The following is a 13609-nucleotide window of genomic DNA, read 5'->3' on the forward strand; positions in this document are numbered from 1 at the left end:
AGGGAGAAACCGATGCGCCGCATCACTTTCGCAACCCTTGCGGGCCTCTCGCTCGTCGGCTGTGGTCCGCAAACGCCGGAGCAGGCGCAGATTGCCAATATCCAGGATGCCGCGCGCAACGAAGCCGACTCGATCCGCTCGGCCGCCAGCAACGAGTCCGCGGCGATGCGCGCCGAGGCCGACACCATCGTCGGCCAGGCCGGGCTCGCCAATGCCTTCGACGCCGAACGGCTCAAGACCCGCGCCGAAGCCTTGCGCAAGGAAGCGCGGATCGTAGAGCGTCACGCCGATGCCCGGGTGCGCGCAGTCAATGATCGCGCCCGTGCCGACGTCAGCGCGATCAAGGCGCAATAGCGGGATTACTGAAGCAGGCGCTTCCGAACCTCGGCGCGGCGCTGGAAGATCGACGCCATTTCGAGGTGCAGCGCACGGTCGCGCGAATTGGCAGCGCACTCCGCCCGCTCGCGCTCTTCGCGTGCGCGGCGGTCGTTGAACGATACCAGGGCCTCAAGTCCGTGCATGACAACGCTGTAACACGGCAGGTGGAAACAAAATCCTACGTATTGATGCGACTCGCGGAATTACGTGGATAACTCGCGGCTCGGCTCGCCGCGATTCACACCCGCATCGGCATCAGAACATAGAGCGCCGGCGCGCTGTCATTCTCGCGGATCAGCGTCGGCGCGGCGGCGTCGGCAAGGTGAACCTCGACGAGATCGCCTTCGATCTGGCCCAGAATGTCCATCAGATAGCGGCTGTTGAAGCCGATCTCGAACGGCATCGCGGCATAGTCGCCGGGCACCTCTTCGGCGGCGGCGCCGTTTTCGGGGCTGGTGACCGACAGGGTGATCTTGTCCCGGTCGAGCGCCATCTTGACCGCGCGGGTCTTCTCGGTGGCGATCGTCGAGACGCGGTCGACGCCCTGCATGAAGCTCTTCGGGTCGATCTTGAGGATCTTGTCGTTCGCGGTCGGGATGACGCGGCTGTAATCGGGGAAGGTGCCGTCGATCAGCTTCGAGGTCAGGATCGCTTGGCCGAGATCGAAGCGGATCTTCGAGCCCGACAGCGAAACGCCGACCGAACCGTCGACTTCGTCGAGCAGCTTGCGGAGCTCTGCGACGCACTTACGCGGCACGATCACGTCGGGCATGCCGTCGGCGCCGTCGGGGCGCGCCACGGTGACGCGGGCGAGGCGGTGGCCGTCGGTTGCCGCGGCCTTGAGCAGCGGGGTCGCCTCATCGGTGACGTGCAGGAAGATGCCGTTCAGATAATAGCGCGTCTCCTCGGTCGAGATCGCGAAGCGGGTCTTGTCGATGATCTGCTTGAGCGTCTCGGCGGGGAGCTCGAACGTGGTCGGCAGCTCGCCCTCGGCGATCATCGGGAAATCGTCGCGCGGCAGCGTTGCCAGCGTGAACTTGGCGCGGCCGGCATTGACCGTGATCCGGCCCTCGGCGGCGGCGAGCTCGACCTGCGCGCCTTCGGGCAGCTTGCGCACGATGTCGAACAGCGTGTGCGCCGAGACGGTGATCGCGCCGGGCTGGTCGACCGCGGCGGGGATGGTCTCGTCGATCTGCAGATCGAGATCGGTCGCCATCAGCCGCATCGTCCCGCCGCTCTGCGCCTCGATCAGCACGTTGGAGAGGATCGGGATCGTGTTACGCCGCTCGACCACCGACTGGACGTGGCTGAGGCCCCTCAACAGAGTTGCGCGTTCGATCGTCGCCTTCATCACTCAAAACCCCCGGTGCCGCGCACGAATCCGGGCGCTGGCGAATTGGCTCGGTGTTAATCTCTAACGGCAAAAAGGGCCGGGGCAAGCGCCCCGACCCTCTCGTGCACAGCAAAATGCTGCGATTTGGCTCAGAAGCGGAAGCCCACGCCCGCCACGATCTGGTGCCGGTCGGTGTCGACCGAGAAGGTGTCGGTGGTGGTGCCGTTCGAATATTGGAAGTCGCCCTTGGTGTAGTTCGAATAGCGATATTCGACCTTGGCGTAGGTGTTGCGGCCGATCGACTTCTCGACGCCCGCGCCCAGACGCCAGCCGTCGAGCTGGAAATTCTGGTCCTCGAGCTCGGTCGAACCGTCGCTGGCGAGTGCGTTGAGGCGGGCATTGGTGTAACCGCCCTTGGCATAGACCAGCGTGCCGGGGCTCGCCTCGAAGCCGACGCGCGCGCCGACATAGATGTCGCGACCCGCGGTGACCGAGCCATAGCCGAAGGTGTTGGGATCGGCGCGATTGACGCGGGTCTTGCCGGTCGAGTCGCTGAGTTCGGCCTCGACGCCGACCACCGCGCCGCCGAGCGGAATGTCATAGCCCGCCTCGACGCCGTAGAGGAAACCCTCGGCGCTCTGGTCGTCACCCGAGACGTCGGAATCCTCGGAGCTGCCCGGACGGACGATGTCGAGCCCGCCGATCACGCCGACACGGAAGCCGCTGGGGGCCGAATCCTGCGCGAAGGCAGGGGCGGCCAGCGCCGACGAAGCGACGAGGGCGGCGACGAAAACAAGCTTACGCATAACTACTCCTTGGGTAACCGGCCCACCTGGTGAGCGAGCCGGGGCATAACTGGGGAGCCGAGTCCCCGGTTGCATGAACCTCAGATAAACAAGAAAAACCGTGACTTAAGGGCAACATCTGCGTGAATGCGGAGATATGAAGCCGTCCCCCGTCGGGCGGGGGAGGCAGGTGAGCCCTAGAAGCGGATGCCGACGCCGCCGACGACCTGGTGGCGATCATTGCCGCCATAGTCGCTGTAGCGGTACTCGCTCCTGATATATGTCTTCTCGGTCAGCTTGACCTCGGCGCCGGCGCCCACGCGATAGCCTCCCTGAATGCCGCTTCCGTCCTGGTTGAAGGTCGGCGAGTGATAGTCGAGATAACTCCGCACGTTCGTGTAGCCGCCCTTGGCGTAGATCAACGTGTTGGGCGCGACGGCAACGCCCACACGTCCGCCGACATAAAGGTCGCGGCCGATGGCGCCGCGAATGGAAGTGTCGGGCGTGATCTGGTGCCCGCGATCGATGGTGGAGCCGGTGATCTCGCTCTCGACGCCGAACACGGTGTTCCCGCGCTGCACGTCGTAGCCGATCGCGCCGCCATAGGTCAGGCCGTCGCTCATGTCCGCCGTGGGCAGGTTGCTATGGTCCCAACCGGCGATGATTTCCACGCGTGGTCCGTTGAACGGCGCGTCCTGCGCGAAAGCGGGGCTCGCCGCGGCCGATGCTGCGAGCGTGATGAGGGTAAGCGTACGCATACTGATACTCCCTTGCTTTAGCTCCTCGCTGCCGCGCTGATGGCGTAACGACGCTGTTCGTTGCCTGAACGAAACGAGGCGGAATCGGGGCTTGCCGCAATTCGGCCATTGCCTTTGCCGCGCGGAGGCGCTGAGGAAGGGGCATGCCAGCCAGCCACCGCAAGGGCCGCGATTTCATCGCCCGTCATGGCGAGACCGTCTTCAACATCGCGCGGCGGATGCAGGGCGATCATCCGCACACCCCGCTCACCCGTGCGGGCTTTGCCCAGGCCGATGCGATGGGCGCCGCGCTGCGCGACCTTCTCGGGCCTGAGCCGAAGCTGACCCTATGGTCGTCGAGCGCCGGGCGGGCGCTCCAGACGCTGGCGATCATCGCCGAGCATCTCGAGCTCGACTGGCATCAGGTGAAGACTGATGATCGCCTCGTCGAGATCGGCATGGGCCAGTGGAGCGGGCGCTATTATGCCGATCTGCACAAGGAGATCGGGCCGTTTCTCGATCTCGAGCACGGTCTCTATACGCGCCCGCCAGAAGGCGGCGAATGGTATGACGCGATCGCCGCGCGCGTCTCGTCGTGGCTGGCCGACACCGACGACGATCCCGGCGACCGGCTGGTGATCATGCACGGCATGTCGAGCCGGATTCTGCGTGGCGTGATGACCGGGCAGGACGTGATGCCGCAATTCGGCGCGCCGGTGGCGCCCGATCTGCCCCAAGGCTCGATCGTGCTCATCGACCACGGCGTCGAGCAGGTCGTCCATCGCGGCACCGGCCGCGGTGCGGCGCCGGCATGATCGCGCTCGCTCTGCTTCTGCTGGTGCTCCCGCGTGACGCGCTCGGCACCTATGGCAGCTGGGGCGCGTTTCGCGATCCCTCGCCGCTGCGCTGCTTCGCGATCGCCGAGCCGGTCGAGCGCAACCGCCGCGGCCAGCCCTTTGCGAGCATTGCCAACTGGCCAGGGCAGGGGATCCGCAACCAGCTCCATATCCGCCTCAGCCGCGCGCGGGCGGCCAATGCGCGGGTAACGCTGGCGATAGGCGAGCGCCGCTTCGAGCTGCGTGCTGGCGACGCCGACGCCTGGGCGCCCGATTCGCGCACCGACGCGGCGGTGGTCGCCGCGATGCGCGAGGGGCGCAGCATGAGCGTCGAGACGATCGCCGCCAATGGCGCGGCCTTTGCCGACAGCTATGCGCTCAAGGGCGCGGCGACGGCGATCGATGCGGCAGCGCTGGGGTGCGCCGGGCGATAGCCGTGCCCGTGTTGCCGACTAATGCGGCGAGCGCGCGTCCAGCACCTCGGCCTTGCCGCCCCGCAGCCGCACTTCCATCATTGGCTCGTCGGCATGGCCCGGGGCGAACAACTCGTAGATCACCGAACCGTCGGTTTGCGTGCTCTCGATCACGCGCTCGGGCACGAAGGCGCCGGGCGCAGCCCGCGCGGCGGCCGTCACGGCAGCCGGCGCGTGATCCCATGCGATGTCGCGCTGGATCTCGACGAGGCGCCAATTCGCCCCTTCCTGCAGCACGTCGAGCTCGACATCGCTGCCATCGGGGCGCTTGCCTTCGACATCGAGATAGATGCGGCCCTCGCGCTCCTTACGCTCGACATCGCCGATGACCATGCCGGGAACGCTCCGCTCGATCAGCGCGACCAGTTCGGGGGCGAGCGCATCGGGGGCCAGGTGTGTGGTGTTGGTTACCGGTCCTGCCGGCAAGATGCCGTTGGCGATGGGCGCTTCCACGTTGTCGGCCGGCGTCGTCGATGGGCTGCACGCCGCGGTCGCGGCGATCAGCATCGGTGCAATGATCCAGCGCATGACTCGTCTCCCTGCTCCCGCGTCCATATCGCGGACGGCGGGAACCGGGAATTGGGGCAACCCCTGAGGGACCGGGCGGCGATCGCACCGCCGCCCGAATGGCCTCAGCGCTGCGCGGGCGCGGCAGCTGCCGGCGGTGCCTGCTTGGCGGCGGCGTCCTGGATCCGCTTGTTGAGCACCGGATCGCCCTGCATCGCCTGGGCGATCTCGTTGAAGCGGGCGGCGGTGAGTCCGGTCGCGGTGATCGCCGAGACCGATTTGGCGTTCTTGTCGGCGTCGGGAACCGCGGCGTCCTGACGGATCTTCGAGACTGCCAGCGCCGCAGTGGCGAACTGGGTGACCTCGCCCTCGGAGACGGTAGCGGTCGCGGCGGTGCCGGCGCCCGAAGTGCCGGGCGCGGGTGCCGGCGCGGTTTGCGGGGTGGCGGGGGGAGCCGGGCTGGTCTGGGCGGTCTGCGCAAAGGCTGCCGGCGCGGCGAGCAGCGCCGCGGCGGCGATCAGCGTGGAATTGCGAAACTTCATACGTCACTCCAGTTGGGGGTGCCCCTGTTGCCCACAAGCTGGTCAGCCCAGGGCACAAGTGGCAACCCGCTCAGCGATGCGACGTTCCATTCGCGGGACAGGGACAGCGGAGTCGCCCGAATTGCGCGACGGACCGCGGGAGTGGAAAAGCGGCGCTAATTCGACTACATGGCGCGCATGCAGACAGAGTCGGCCGCCCTCATGCCCATTCCGGGGCACATCGATCCCGTGCCCGTGCCCCGGTCGTTCGCGCCGCGCGCCGACGGCCGCATCGACTTGCTCGGCCTGTCTAAAGCCGATCTGCGCATGGCGCTGGAGACCGCGCAGCTCGAACCGAAGCAGGCCAAGCTCCGCGCCAAGCAGCTCTGGCACTGGATCTACAATCGCGGCGTCACCGATTTCGCGCTGATGACGGACATCTCCAAGGCGATGCAGCCCTGGCTCGAGCAGCGTTTCGTGATCTCGCGCCCCGAAGTCGTCGAGGCGCAGGTCTCGACCGACGGCACGCGCAAATGGCTGCTCCGTTCGGACGACGGCCAGGATTATGAGATGGTCTTCATCCCCGATGCGGACCGCGGCACGCTCTGCGTCTCGTCGCAGGTCGGCTGCACGCTCAATTGCCGCTTCTGCCACACCGGCACGATGCGGCTGGTGCGCAACCTCAATCCTGGCGAGATCGTCGGCCAGGTGATGCTCGCGCGCGATTCGCTCGGCGAATGGCCGTCGCAGCCCGAGGGGCGGATGCTCACCAACATCGTGATGATGGGCATGGGCGAGCCGCTCTATAATTTCGACCATGTCCGCGATGCGCTGAAGATCGTCATGGACGGCGATGGCCTGGCGCTCTCCAAGCGCCGCATCACGCTGTCGACTTCGGGCGTGGTGCCGATGATGGCGCGCGCCGGCGAGGAGATCGGCGTCAACCTCGCGGTGTCGCTCCACGCGGTGACCAAGGAAGTGCGCGACGAGATCGTGCCGCTCAACCGCAAATACGGCATCGAGGAACTGCTCGAGGCCTGCGCCGCCTATCCTGGCGCCAACAATGCCCGCCGCATCACCTTCGAATATGTGATGCTCAAGGACAAGAACGACAGCGACGCCGACGCGCACGAGCTCGTCCGGCTGATCAAAAGGTACAAGCTCCCCGCCAAGGTGAACCTGATCCCGTTCAACCCTTGGCCCGGCGCGCCGTACGAATGCTCGGCGCCCGAGCGGATCCGCGCCTTTTCGAACATCATCTTCGAGGCGGGCTTCTCGGCGCCGGTGCGCACCCCGCGCGGCCGCGACATCGACGCCGCCTGCGGCCAGCTCAAGACCGCTGCCGAGAAGAAGAGCCGCGCCGAGCTCGATCGGCTCGCCGAAGAGAAGCAGGCGGCGCTGGGCTAACCGCGCTTCGTCAGTACCAGCCAGGTCCAGCGCACGCCGTTCGCCCGGCTTTCGGCGTGCACCGATTCGGCTTCGGCCTGATGCGTCACATCGAGCCCCGCCTCGCGTGCGAGGGCGATCGCCTCTTCGGACGGCGCGGGGAAGGTCAGGCGACCGTCCGCATTCGGGTCGTGGCGCAGCGACAGGATCAATCGGCCGCCAGGGGTCAGGACCCCTGCGAGGACCGGCATCGCACATGCGCGGCCGGCCGGATCGAGATGGTGCCAGACCGCGCACAGCAGCACCAGTTCGAACGGCGCGTGGGGCGGCAGACCGGCGAGCCTGGGAAGCTGGTCGTCCAGCCAGGTGACCCGATCGCCATGGAGCGCGGCGCCTGCCGCGCGGAACGCCTGCACCGGCTCGACTGCCAGCACGCGATGCCCTTGCCCGGCGAACCACGCCGCGTCGCGCCCGGTGCCCGCGCCGATATCGGCGATCCGGACGGGGGTTCGCGGCAGGAAGTCGCGCACGGCCGCATAGATCTGCTCGGGCGAAAGCGAGTCGTATCCGGCGATCAGCTCGGGAGTCGCCGATGCGGCATAGTCGGCGAGCACCTCGTCCATCCGCGTTTCTCCCCGTCGAAACTTGCCGCGCGACATTGAGCGTGCCGCGCATTACGGCATAGGGCGTTTCGATGAGCGTGTCCGGTCTTCTTCTCGCCGTCGCAGCAGGCATTGTCGGCGGCGTGATGAACGCGCTCGCGGGCGGGGGCACCTTCGCGACGCTGCCGGCGCTGATTGCGCTCGGCCTGCCCGCCAACATCGCCAATGCCACGTCGAATGTCGCGTTGCTCCCCGGTGCGGGAACCAGCGCCTGGGCCTATCGGGACGAGCTCGGTCCGGTGGCGGGGCTCTCGGTGCGGTTGCTCGGGGCGATCACCTTCGCCTTCGGGCTGGTCGGCAGCATGCTGCTCGTACTCACGCCGACGCGGACCTTCGACCTCCTCATCCCATGGCTGCTGCTCTTTGCCTTCGCGGTGATGGTGTTCGGCAAGCGCGCCGCCGACTGGCTCCATGCCCGCGTCACGATCGGCCGGCCGACCCTGCTCGTCACCCAGGCGTTCCTTGGGATCTATGGCGGCTATTTCGGCGGCGGCGTCGGGCTGATCACCACTGCGGTCTATGGCCTGCTCGCCAATATCCGCCCGCGCGAGCTGTTCGCGATCCGCACGCTGATGCTCGCCATGGCAAATCTCGCCGCGGCGTTCGTCTTCATCGGCTTCGCGATGGTCTGGTGGTGGGCGTGCCTGCCGATGCTGGCCGGATCGATTCTCGGCGGCTGGCTCGGCGCGCTGCTCGGCAAGCGGCTCTCGCCGGCCATGGTGCGCGCCTGGACCTTGCTGGTCACCGGGGCGATCACCATCGTCTTCTTCGTGCGCGCCTACGGCGGATAGGCTAAGGATCGCGCATGGAGCCCGCGCCCGAGCCCCGCAGCGTCTATCGCCACCGGCTGTTCACGCGGCTCTGGCACTGGGTCAACGCCCTCGCGATCCTCATCCTGATCCCCAGCGGACTGATGATCTTCAACGCGCATCCGCGGCTCTATTGGGGGCATTATGGCGCGAATTTCGACCATGCCTGGCTCGAGCTGCCGCGCTTCCCCGGCTGGGCGACGATCCCGAGCCATTACAGCCTTGCCGGCGCGCGGCACTGGCATCTGTTCTTCGCGCTGGTGCTCGGCTTCGGATTGCTGGCGTACATGATCATCGGGCTGATCAATCGCCACTTGCAGCGTGATCTGCGCATTCGCGCGGCGGAGCTGGCGCCCCGCCACCTCGCCGACGATTTCACGGCGCATCTCGCGCTGCGCTTCCACGATCCCGCGCGTCCCGGTGCCTACAACATCTTCCAGAAGCTCAGCTATGCCGGGGTGGTCTTCGTGCTGCTCCCGCTGCTCATCGCCTCGGGGCTCGCGATCTCGCCGGGCATGTGGCCATGGCTCGCCGACCTGTTCGGCGGGCGCCAATCGGCGCGTTCGGTTCACTTCATCGCGATGGCGTGCATGACGCTGTTCATCATTGTCCATCTGACGCTGGTGATCCTCGCCGGCCCGATCAACGAAGTGCGCTCGATGATCACCGGCTGGTGGCGCGTGCCCGAGGAGGCCGAATGATCACCCGGCGCACCCTGATCGTCGGCACCGGCGCGACCTTGCTCGCGGGCTGCGATTCGCTCACCGACAGCCCTGCGCTGATGAGCGCGGAGAACGCCCATCGGTTTCTCCAGCGCTCGATCAACGGCCGCGCCGCGCTCGCCCGCGAATTCCGCGCCGAGCAGCGCAGCCCGTTCTTCCGCGTCAACGGCACCGCCAACCCCAACACGCCCGAATATAACGCGCTCGCCGCCAACCGCTTCGCCGACTGGCGGCTGCGCGTCGACGGGCTGGTGGCGCGCCCGCTCAATCTCAGCCTCGCGCAGATCCAGTCGCTGCCGCAACGCGCTCAGATCACCCGGCACGATTGCGTCGAAGGCTGGAGCGCGATCGGCAAATGGCAGGGGCCGCGGCTCGAGACGGTGCTCCGCCTCGCGGGCATCCGCGAAGACGCGCGCTACATCGTCTTTCACTGCGCCGACCGGTTCGGCAGCCAAGCCTATTACGAGTCGATCGATCTGGTCGACGCCTTCCATCCGCAGACGCTCCTCGCCTGGGCGATGAACGACGCCTATCTCTCGGTCGGCCATGGCGCCCCCGTCCGCCTGCGGGTCGAGCGCCAGCTCGGCTACAAGCAGGCCAAGTACATCATGCGCATCGAGGCGGTCTCCAGCCTTGCCGCCATCGGTGCGGGGAAAGGGGGGTATTGGGAGGATTCGAACGGCTATGAATGGTATGCCGGAATCTAACCGGAAACATATTCCGCATTGCGAAAAGTCGTTACGCTCCTAGTTTAAGGAGCGGGCGGGGACTGTTGCGTAGGACGGTCTATGGCGTTGATCGATAGTTTCTTCGCGCGCGCAGTGAAGCGCGGGCAGCTCACTGTGCTCCATCCCGACGGCACCAGCCGCAGTTTCGGCAGCGCCGATCCAGAGCTCAAAGAGGTGACGATCCGCTTCGGCCCCGGCGCCGCCGCGGCGATCGTGCGCAACCCCTCGCTGGGCGCCGCCGAATGCTTCATGGATGGTAGGCTGACGATCGAGCAGGGCGACATTCTCGACCTGCTGATGCTGATGACGAGCAACAATCGCTGGGAAGACGCGACGGCGGCGCTGGATCCCAAGCCGATCGCGCGGCTCGCCAACGCGATCGCGCACCGGATCGGCCGCTACAACATGGCGCGCAAGGCCAAGCGCAACGTCGCGCATCATTATGATCTCTCGCGGCGGCTCTACGATCTCTTCCTCGACGCCGATCGCCAATATAGCTGTGCCTATTACACCGATCCGGACAACAGCCTCGAACAGGCGCAGCGCGACAAGAAGGCGCATATCGTCGCCAAGCTGGCGATCGAGCCCGGCATGCGCGTGCTCGACATCGGCTGCGGCTGGGGCGGGCTGGCGCTCTACATCCACGAGAAGACCGGCGCCGAAGTCGTCGGCGTCACGCTGTCGGAAGAGCAGCTCAAGGTCGCCCGCGAGCGCGCCGCCGAGCGCGGTGTCCACGGCAAGGTACGCTTCGAGCTTATCGACTATCGCGCGGTCACCGGCCAGTTCGATCGGATCGTCTCGGTCGGGATGTTCGAGCATGTCGGCACGCCGCAATACCGCACTTTCTTCCGCAAGGTCCGCGAACTGCTGACCCCCGAGGGCGTGATGCTGCTCCACACGATCGGCCGCGCCGGCGCGCCCGGCGTCACCGACGCTTTCACGCTGAAATATATCTTCCCCGGCGGCTATATCCCGGCGCTGTCGGAGATCGTCCGCGGCTATGAGGGGTTGCGGATTTTTCCCACCGATGTGGAAGTGCTGCGGCTCCATTATGCGCACACGCTCAAGGCCTGGTACGCGCGCACCGTCGCGGCGAAGGACGAGATCGTCGCGCTCTACGACGAGCGCTTCTTCCGGATGTGGACCTTCTATCTTGCCGGCTCGTACGTCGCCTTTCTCAACGGCGGGCTGGTCAATTACCAGCTCCAGCTCTCGCGCTCGCGCACGGCGCTGCCGATCACGCGCGACTATATGCTGGAGCGCGAGCAGGCGCTGCGCGACGATTCCACGGTGTCGGAGCGGCTGTCGGCCTGAGGGTGGCTGAATCAGCGCGGATAGCGCGCGTCCATCGCGGCGAGCGCGTCGCGCACCAGTTCCTCGAGCACGCCCATGTCCACATCGGCGAGCTTCTTGATGTAGAGGCACGCCTTGCCGGTCTTGTGCTTGCCCAGCCGGGCGAGCAGCGCTTCCTGCGCGGACGAGCCGTTGAGCACATAGAGCACCAGCTCGGTCTTGCGCGGGCTGAACCCCAGCCGGCAGGCATCGCCTTCATGGCCGCTCTCGTAACGATAATGATAGCTGCCGAAGCCGATGATCGACGGCCCCCACATTCGCGGTTCCTCTCCCGAGATACGCGACATCAATTCGACCAGCGTCTTCGCATCCTCGCGGCGTACCGCGTCCGGGGCGGCCTCGATGAAGTCGGTGACCCGCATTTCGGTCGGCCTGGTCCTGGTTTCGGCCATGGTGATCCTCCGCGCCGGCAGCATAGCATGGTTGCGCCGCGAGGGCAGGAACCCTAGAGCGCCCCCGTTTCCTGCACCCTCCGGAGTCGTTTCATGTCCGACAAGATCAACCGCGTCGTCCTCGCCTATTCTGGCGGGCTGGACACGAGCGTGATCCTGAAGTGGCTCCAGCAGGAATATCAGTGCGAGGTGGTCACCTTCACCGCCGATCTCGGCCAGGGCGAGGAGCTCGAGCCGGCGCGGCGCAAGGCGGAGATGGCCGGGGTCAAGCCCGAGCACATCTTCATCGACGATCTGCGCGAAGAGTTCGTCAAGGATTTCGTCTTCCCGATGATGCGCGCCAACGCGCTTTACGAGGGCCTCTATCTGCTCGGCACCTCGATCGCGCGGCCGCTGATCGCCAAGCGCCAGATCGAGATTGCCAAGCTGGTCAATGCCGACGCGGTGAGCCACGGCGCCACCGGCAAGGGCAACGACCAGGTCCGCTTCGAGCTCGGCTATTACGCGCTCAACCCCGACATCAAGGTGATCGCGCCGTGGCGCGAATGGGACCTGACCAGCCGCACCCGGCTGATCGAGTTCGCCGAGGCGCACCAGATCCCGGTCGCCAAGGACAAGCGCGGGGAATCGCCGTTCTCGACCGACGCCAACCTTCTCCACACTTCGTCCGAGGGCAAGGTGCTCGAGGATCCGTGGGAGGAAGTGCCCGATTACGTCTATTCGCGCACGGTCAATCCCGAGGACGCGCCCGACACGCCCGAGACGATCACGATCGATTTCGAGCGCGGTGACGGCGTTGCGCTCAACGGCGAGGCGATGTCGCCCGCGACGCTGCTGACCGCGCTCAACGAGCTCGGCCGCAAGCACGGCATCGGCCGGCTCGATCTCGTCGAGAACCGCTTCGTCGGCATGAAGTCGCGCGGCATGTACGAAACGCCGGGCGGCACCATCTATCATCTCGCGCACCGCGGGATCGAGCAGATCACCCTCGATCGCGGCGCCGCGCATCTCAAGGACGAGCTCGCCCCGCGCTACGCCGAGCTGATCTACAACGGCTTCTGGTTCGCGCCCGAGCGCGAGATGCTGCAGGCGGCGATCGACTATAGCCAGGAGAAGGTGACCGGCACCGTGCGCCTCAAGCTCTACAAGGGCAGCGTCATCGTCACCGGCCGCAAGTCGCCTTACTCGCTGTACAGCGAGAAGGTCGTGACGTTCGAGGACGATCAGGGCGCCTATGACCAGCGCGACGCCGCGGGCTTCATCAAGCTCAACGCGCTGCGGCTCCGCCTGCTCGGCCGCCGCGAGGGCTGAGCGGCGCGTTTTCACCGCGGGTTAACCAGACTTTCAATCCTGTAGCCGCATGACCGGCCCTGCAATTGCAGGGGTTCGGACATGCTCGGCGCGGTTCACGAAAAGCTGGTCTTTGGGCGCCGCGTCCGCACGCTGGCCGCGGCGCTGGCCGAGCGGTTGCCCGCCGATGCGCGCGTGCTCGATGTCGGCTGCGGCAGCGGCGATCTCGCCGCGCTGATCATGCGGCTGCGGCCCGATGTGCGGATCGAGGGCATCGACGTGCTCGTCCGTCCGGATACCGCGATTCCGGTCCGCGCCTATGACGGCAGCCATATCCCGTTCGAGGATGGCGCGTTCGATGCGGCGATCGTCGTCGACGTGCTCCATCATACCGACGATCCCGAGGCGGTGCTCGGCGAGATCGCGCGCGTTGCGCCGATCGTGGTGATCAAGGATCATCTTCGCGACGGAATCGCCGCCAATGCGACGCTGCGCTTCATGGATTGGGTGGGCAATGCCGCGCACGGCGTGCGGCTGCCGTACAATTATCTCTCGCGCCGCCAGTGGCAGGCGGCGTGGGATCGGCTCGGGCTCGGCGCCAGCGCTTTCGTCACGCGGCTGGCGCTCTATCCGCGGCCCTTCTCATGGCTGTTCGATCGCGAGCTGCATTTCGTGGCGATCCTCTCGCGCTGAGCGC

17 protein-coding genes are annotated in these 13609 nt (G+C 66.7%); 10 read left to right on the plus strand and 7 right to left on the minus strand.

Annotation, left to right across the window (positions count from 1 at the left end):
• The first annotated feature begins 12 nt into the window (after positions 1-12).
• Positions 13-354 carry a hypothetical protein gene (locus E5A74_RS11440; protein ID WP_135984957.1) on the plus strand — a complete coding sequence of 114 codons (342 nt, stop codon included), beginning with the start codon at positions 13-15 and terminating at the stop codon, positions 352-354.
• Between the two features lie 262 nt (positions 355-616).
• On the opposite strand, the gene dnaN is transcribed toward E5A74_RS11440, so the two are convergent.
• The 3 genes from dnaN to E5A74_RS11455 all read right to left on the minus strand — a co-directional run bounded on the left by dnaN (position 617) and on the right by E5A74_RS11455 (position 3254).
• A complete protein-coding gene (gene dnaN / locus E5A74_RS11445; protein ID WP_135984959.1) occupies positions 617-1729 on the minus strand; it encodes a DNA polymerase III subunit beta in 1113 nt (370 codons plus the stop codon).
• 131 nt (positions 1730-1860) lie between these two features.
• A complete protein-coding gene (locus E5A74_RS11450; RefSeq protein ID WP_135984961.1) occupies positions 1861-2517 on the minus strand; it encodes an outer membrane protein in 657 nt (218 codons plus the stop codon).
• Positions 2518-2693: 176 nt separating this feature from the next.
• Positions 2694-3254, minus strand: a complete 561-nt coding sequence (locus E5A74_RS11455; RefSeq protein ID WP_135984963.1) for an outer membrane protein — start codon at positions 3252-3254, stop codon at positions 2694-2696.
• A 143-nt stretch (positions 3255-3397) separates the two neighbouring features.
• Here E5A74_RS11455 and E5A74_RS11460 point away from each other — a divergent pair, with 143 nt between their 5' ends.
• The gene (locus tag E5A74_RS11460; protein WP_135984965.1) at positions 3398-4048 is read left to right on the plus strand and encodes a histidine phosphatase family protein; all 651 of its coding nucleotides are present in this window, start codon (positions 3398-3400) and stop codon (positions 4046-4048) included.
• Positions 4045-4503 (plus strand): invasion associated locus B family protein, encoded by a 459-nt coding sequence (locus E5A74_RS11465; RefSeq protein WP_135984967.1) that lies wholly within the window; start codon positions 4045-4047, stop codon positions 4501-4503. Before E5A74_RS11460 ends, E5A74_RS11465 begins: the two co-directional genes overlap by 4 nt.
• Before the next feature lie 18 nt (positions 4504-4521).
• On the opposite strand, the gene E5A74_RS11470 is transcribed toward E5A74_RS11465, so the two are convergent.
• Together E5A74_RS11470 and E5A74_RS11475 are read right to left on the minus strand one after the other, a co-directional pair.
• Positions 4522-5070 (minus strand): hypothetical protein, encoded by a 549-nt coding sequence (locus E5A74_RS11470; RefSeq protein ID WP_135984969.1) that lies wholly within the window; start codon positions 5068-5070, stop codon positions 4522-4524.
• Between the two features lie 104 nt (positions 5071-5174).
• Positions 5175-5591, minus strand: coding sequence for a DUF4168 domain-containing protein (locus E5A74_RS11475; RefSeq protein WP_135984971.1), 417 nt, complete (start codon positions 5589-5591; stop codon positions 5175-5177).
• A gap of 177 nt (positions 5592-5768) precedes the next feature.
• Between E5A74_RS11475 and rlmN the strand changes: the two genes are divergently transcribed.
• A complete protein-coding gene (rlmN, locus tag E5A74_RS11480; protein WP_135984973.1) occupies positions 5769-6977 on the plus strand; it encodes a dual-specificity RNA methyltransferase RlmN in 1209 nt (402 codons plus the stop codon).
• Here rlmN and E5A74_RS11485 read toward each other — a convergent pair.
• Positions 6974-7579, minus strand: a complete 606-nt coding sequence (locus tag E5A74_RS11485) for a class I SAM-dependent methyltransferase (RefSeq protein WP_135984975.1) — start codon at positions 7577-7579, stop codon at positions 6974-6976. The two genes, rlmN and E5A74_RS11485, sit on opposite strands and share 4 nt — an antisense overlap.
• Before the next feature lie 77 nt (positions 7580-7656).
• Here E5A74_RS11485 and E5A74_RS11490 point away from each other — a divergent pair, with 77 nt between their 5' ends.
• The 4 genes from E5A74_RS11490 (at position 7657) to E5A74_RS11505 (ending at position 11191) form a co-directional block, all read left to right on the plus strand.
• The gene (locus E5A74_RS11490) at positions 7657-8409 is read left to right on the plus strand and encodes a sulfite exporter TauE/SafE family protein (RefSeq protein WP_420822497.1); all 753 of its coding nucleotides are present in this window, start codon (positions 7657-7659) and stop codon (positions 8407-8409) included.
• A gap of 14 nt (positions 8410-8423) precedes the next feature.
• On the plus strand, positions 8424-9128 hold the full coding sequence (locus E5A74_RS11495; RefSeq protein ID WP_135984979.1) for a cytochrome b/b6 domain-containing protein: 705 nt from the start codon (positions 8424-8426) through the stop codon (positions 9126-9128).
• Positions 9125-9856 carry a molybdopterin-binding protein gene (locus E5A74_RS11500; RefSeq protein ID WP_135984981.1) on the plus strand — a complete coding sequence of 244 codons (732 nt, stop codon included), beginning with the start codon at positions 9125-9127 and terminating at the stop codon, positions 9854-9856. Before E5A74_RS11495 ends, E5A74_RS11500 begins: the two co-directional genes overlap by 4 nt.
• 81 nt (positions 9857-9937) lie before the next feature.
• Positions 9938-11191, plus strand: a complete 1254-nt coding sequence (locus tag E5A74_RS11505; RefSeq protein ID WP_135984983.1) for an SAM-dependent methyltransferase — start codon at positions 9938-9940, stop codon at positions 11189-11191.
• Between the two features lie 11 nt (positions 11192-11202).
• On the opposite strand, the gene E5A74_RS11510 is transcribed toward E5A74_RS11505, so the two are convergent.
• The gene (locus tag E5A74_RS11510; protein WP_135984985.1) at positions 11203-11622 is read right to left on the minus strand and encodes a DUF1801 domain-containing protein; all 420 of its coding nucleotides are present in this window, start codon (positions 11620-11622) and stop codon (positions 11203-11205) included.
• 93 nt (positions 11623-11715) lie between these two features.
• Here E5A74_RS11510 and E5A74_RS11515 point away from each other — a divergent pair, with 93 nt between their 5' ends.
• Complete coding sequence (locus tag E5A74_RS11515; RefSeq protein ID WP_135984987.1) at positions 11716-12933, plus strand: argininosuccinate synthase; 1218 nt, start codon at positions 11716-11718, stop codon at positions 12931-12933.
• A gap of 81 nt (positions 12934-13014) precedes the next feature.
• Positions 13015-13605, plus strand: coding sequence for a class I SAM-dependent methyltransferase (locus E5A74_RS11520; protein WP_135984989.1), 591 nt, complete (start codon positions 13015-13017; stop codon positions 13603-13605).
• The last annotated feature ends 4 nt before the right edge of the window (positions 13606-13609 follow it).

Origin of the sequence: Sphingomonas naasensis, assembly GCF_004792695.1 — a bacterium.
Lineage (GTDB): Bacteria > Pseudomonadota > Alphaproteobacteria > Sphingomonadales > Sphingomonadaceae > Sphingomonas > Sphingomonas naasensis.

Excerpts from the sequence above, each read along its gene's own strand:
- E5A74_RS11440 (WP_135984957.1), top strand. The coding sequence starts at position 13 with ATGCGCCGCATCACTTTCGCAACCCTTGCGGGCCTCTCGCTCGTCGGC.
- dnaN (WP_135984959.1), bottom strand. The coding sequence starts at position 1,729 with ATGAAGGCGACGATCGAACGCGCAACTCTGTTGAGGGGCCTCAGCCAC.
- E5A74_RS11450 (WP_135984961.1), bottom strand. The coding sequence starts at position 2,517 with ATGCGTAAGCTTGTTTTCGTCGCCGCCCTCGTCGCTTCGTCGGCGCTG.
- E5A74_RS11455 (WP_135984963.1), bottom strand. The coding sequence starts at position 3,254 with ATGCGTACGCTTACCCTCATCACGCTCGCAGCATCGGCCGCGGCGAGC.
- E5A74_RS11460 (WP_135984965.1), top strand. The coding sequence starts at position 3,398 with ATGCCAGCCAGCCACCGCAAGGGCCGCGATTTCATCGCCCGTCATGGC.
- E5A74_RS11465 (WP_135984967.1), top strand. The coding sequence starts at position 4,045 with ATGATCGCGCTCGCTCTGCTTCTGCTGGTGCTCCCGCGTGACGCGCTC.
- E5A74_RS11470 (WP_135984969.1), bottom strand. The coding sequence starts at position 5,070 with ATGCGCTGGATCATTGCACCGATGCTGATCGCCGCGACCGCGGCGTGC.
- E5A74_RS11475 (WP_135984971.1), bottom strand. The coding sequence starts at position 5,591 with ATGAAGTTTCGCAATTCCACGCTGATCGCCGCCGCGGCGCTGCTCGCC.
- rlmN (WP_135984973.1), top strand. The coding sequence starts at position 5,769 with ATGCAGACAGAGTCGGCCGCCCTCATGCCCATTCCGGGGCACATCGAT.
- E5A74_RS11485 (WP_135984975.1), bottom strand. The coding sequence starts at position 7,579 with ATGGACGAGGTGCTCGCCGACTATGCCGCATCGGCGACTCCCGAGCTG.
- E5A74_RS11495 (WP_135984979.1), top strand. The coding sequence starts at position 8,424 with ATGGAGCCCGCGCCCGAGCCCCGCAGCGTCTATCGCCACCGGCTGTTC.
- E5A74_RS11500 (WP_135984981.1), top strand. The coding sequence starts at position 9,125 with ATGATCACCCGGCGCACCCTGATCGTCGGCACCGGCGCGACCTTGCTC.
- E5A74_RS11505 (WP_135984983.1), top strand. The coding sequence starts at position 9,938 with ATGGCGTTGATCGATAGTTTCTTCGCGCGCGCAGTGAAGCGCGGGCAG.
- E5A74_RS11510 (WP_135984985.1), bottom strand. The coding sequence starts at position 11,622 with ATGGCCGAAACCAGGACCAGGCCGACCGAAATGCGGGTCACCGACTTC.
- E5A74_RS11515 (WP_135984987.1), top strand. The coding sequence starts at position 11,716 with ATGTCCGACAAGATCAACCGCGTCGTCCTCGCCTATTCTGGCGGGCTG.
- E5A74_RS11520 (WP_135984989.1), top strand. The coding sequence starts at position 13,015 with ATGCTCGGCGCGGTTCACGAAAAGCTGGTCTTTGGGCGCCGCGTCCGC.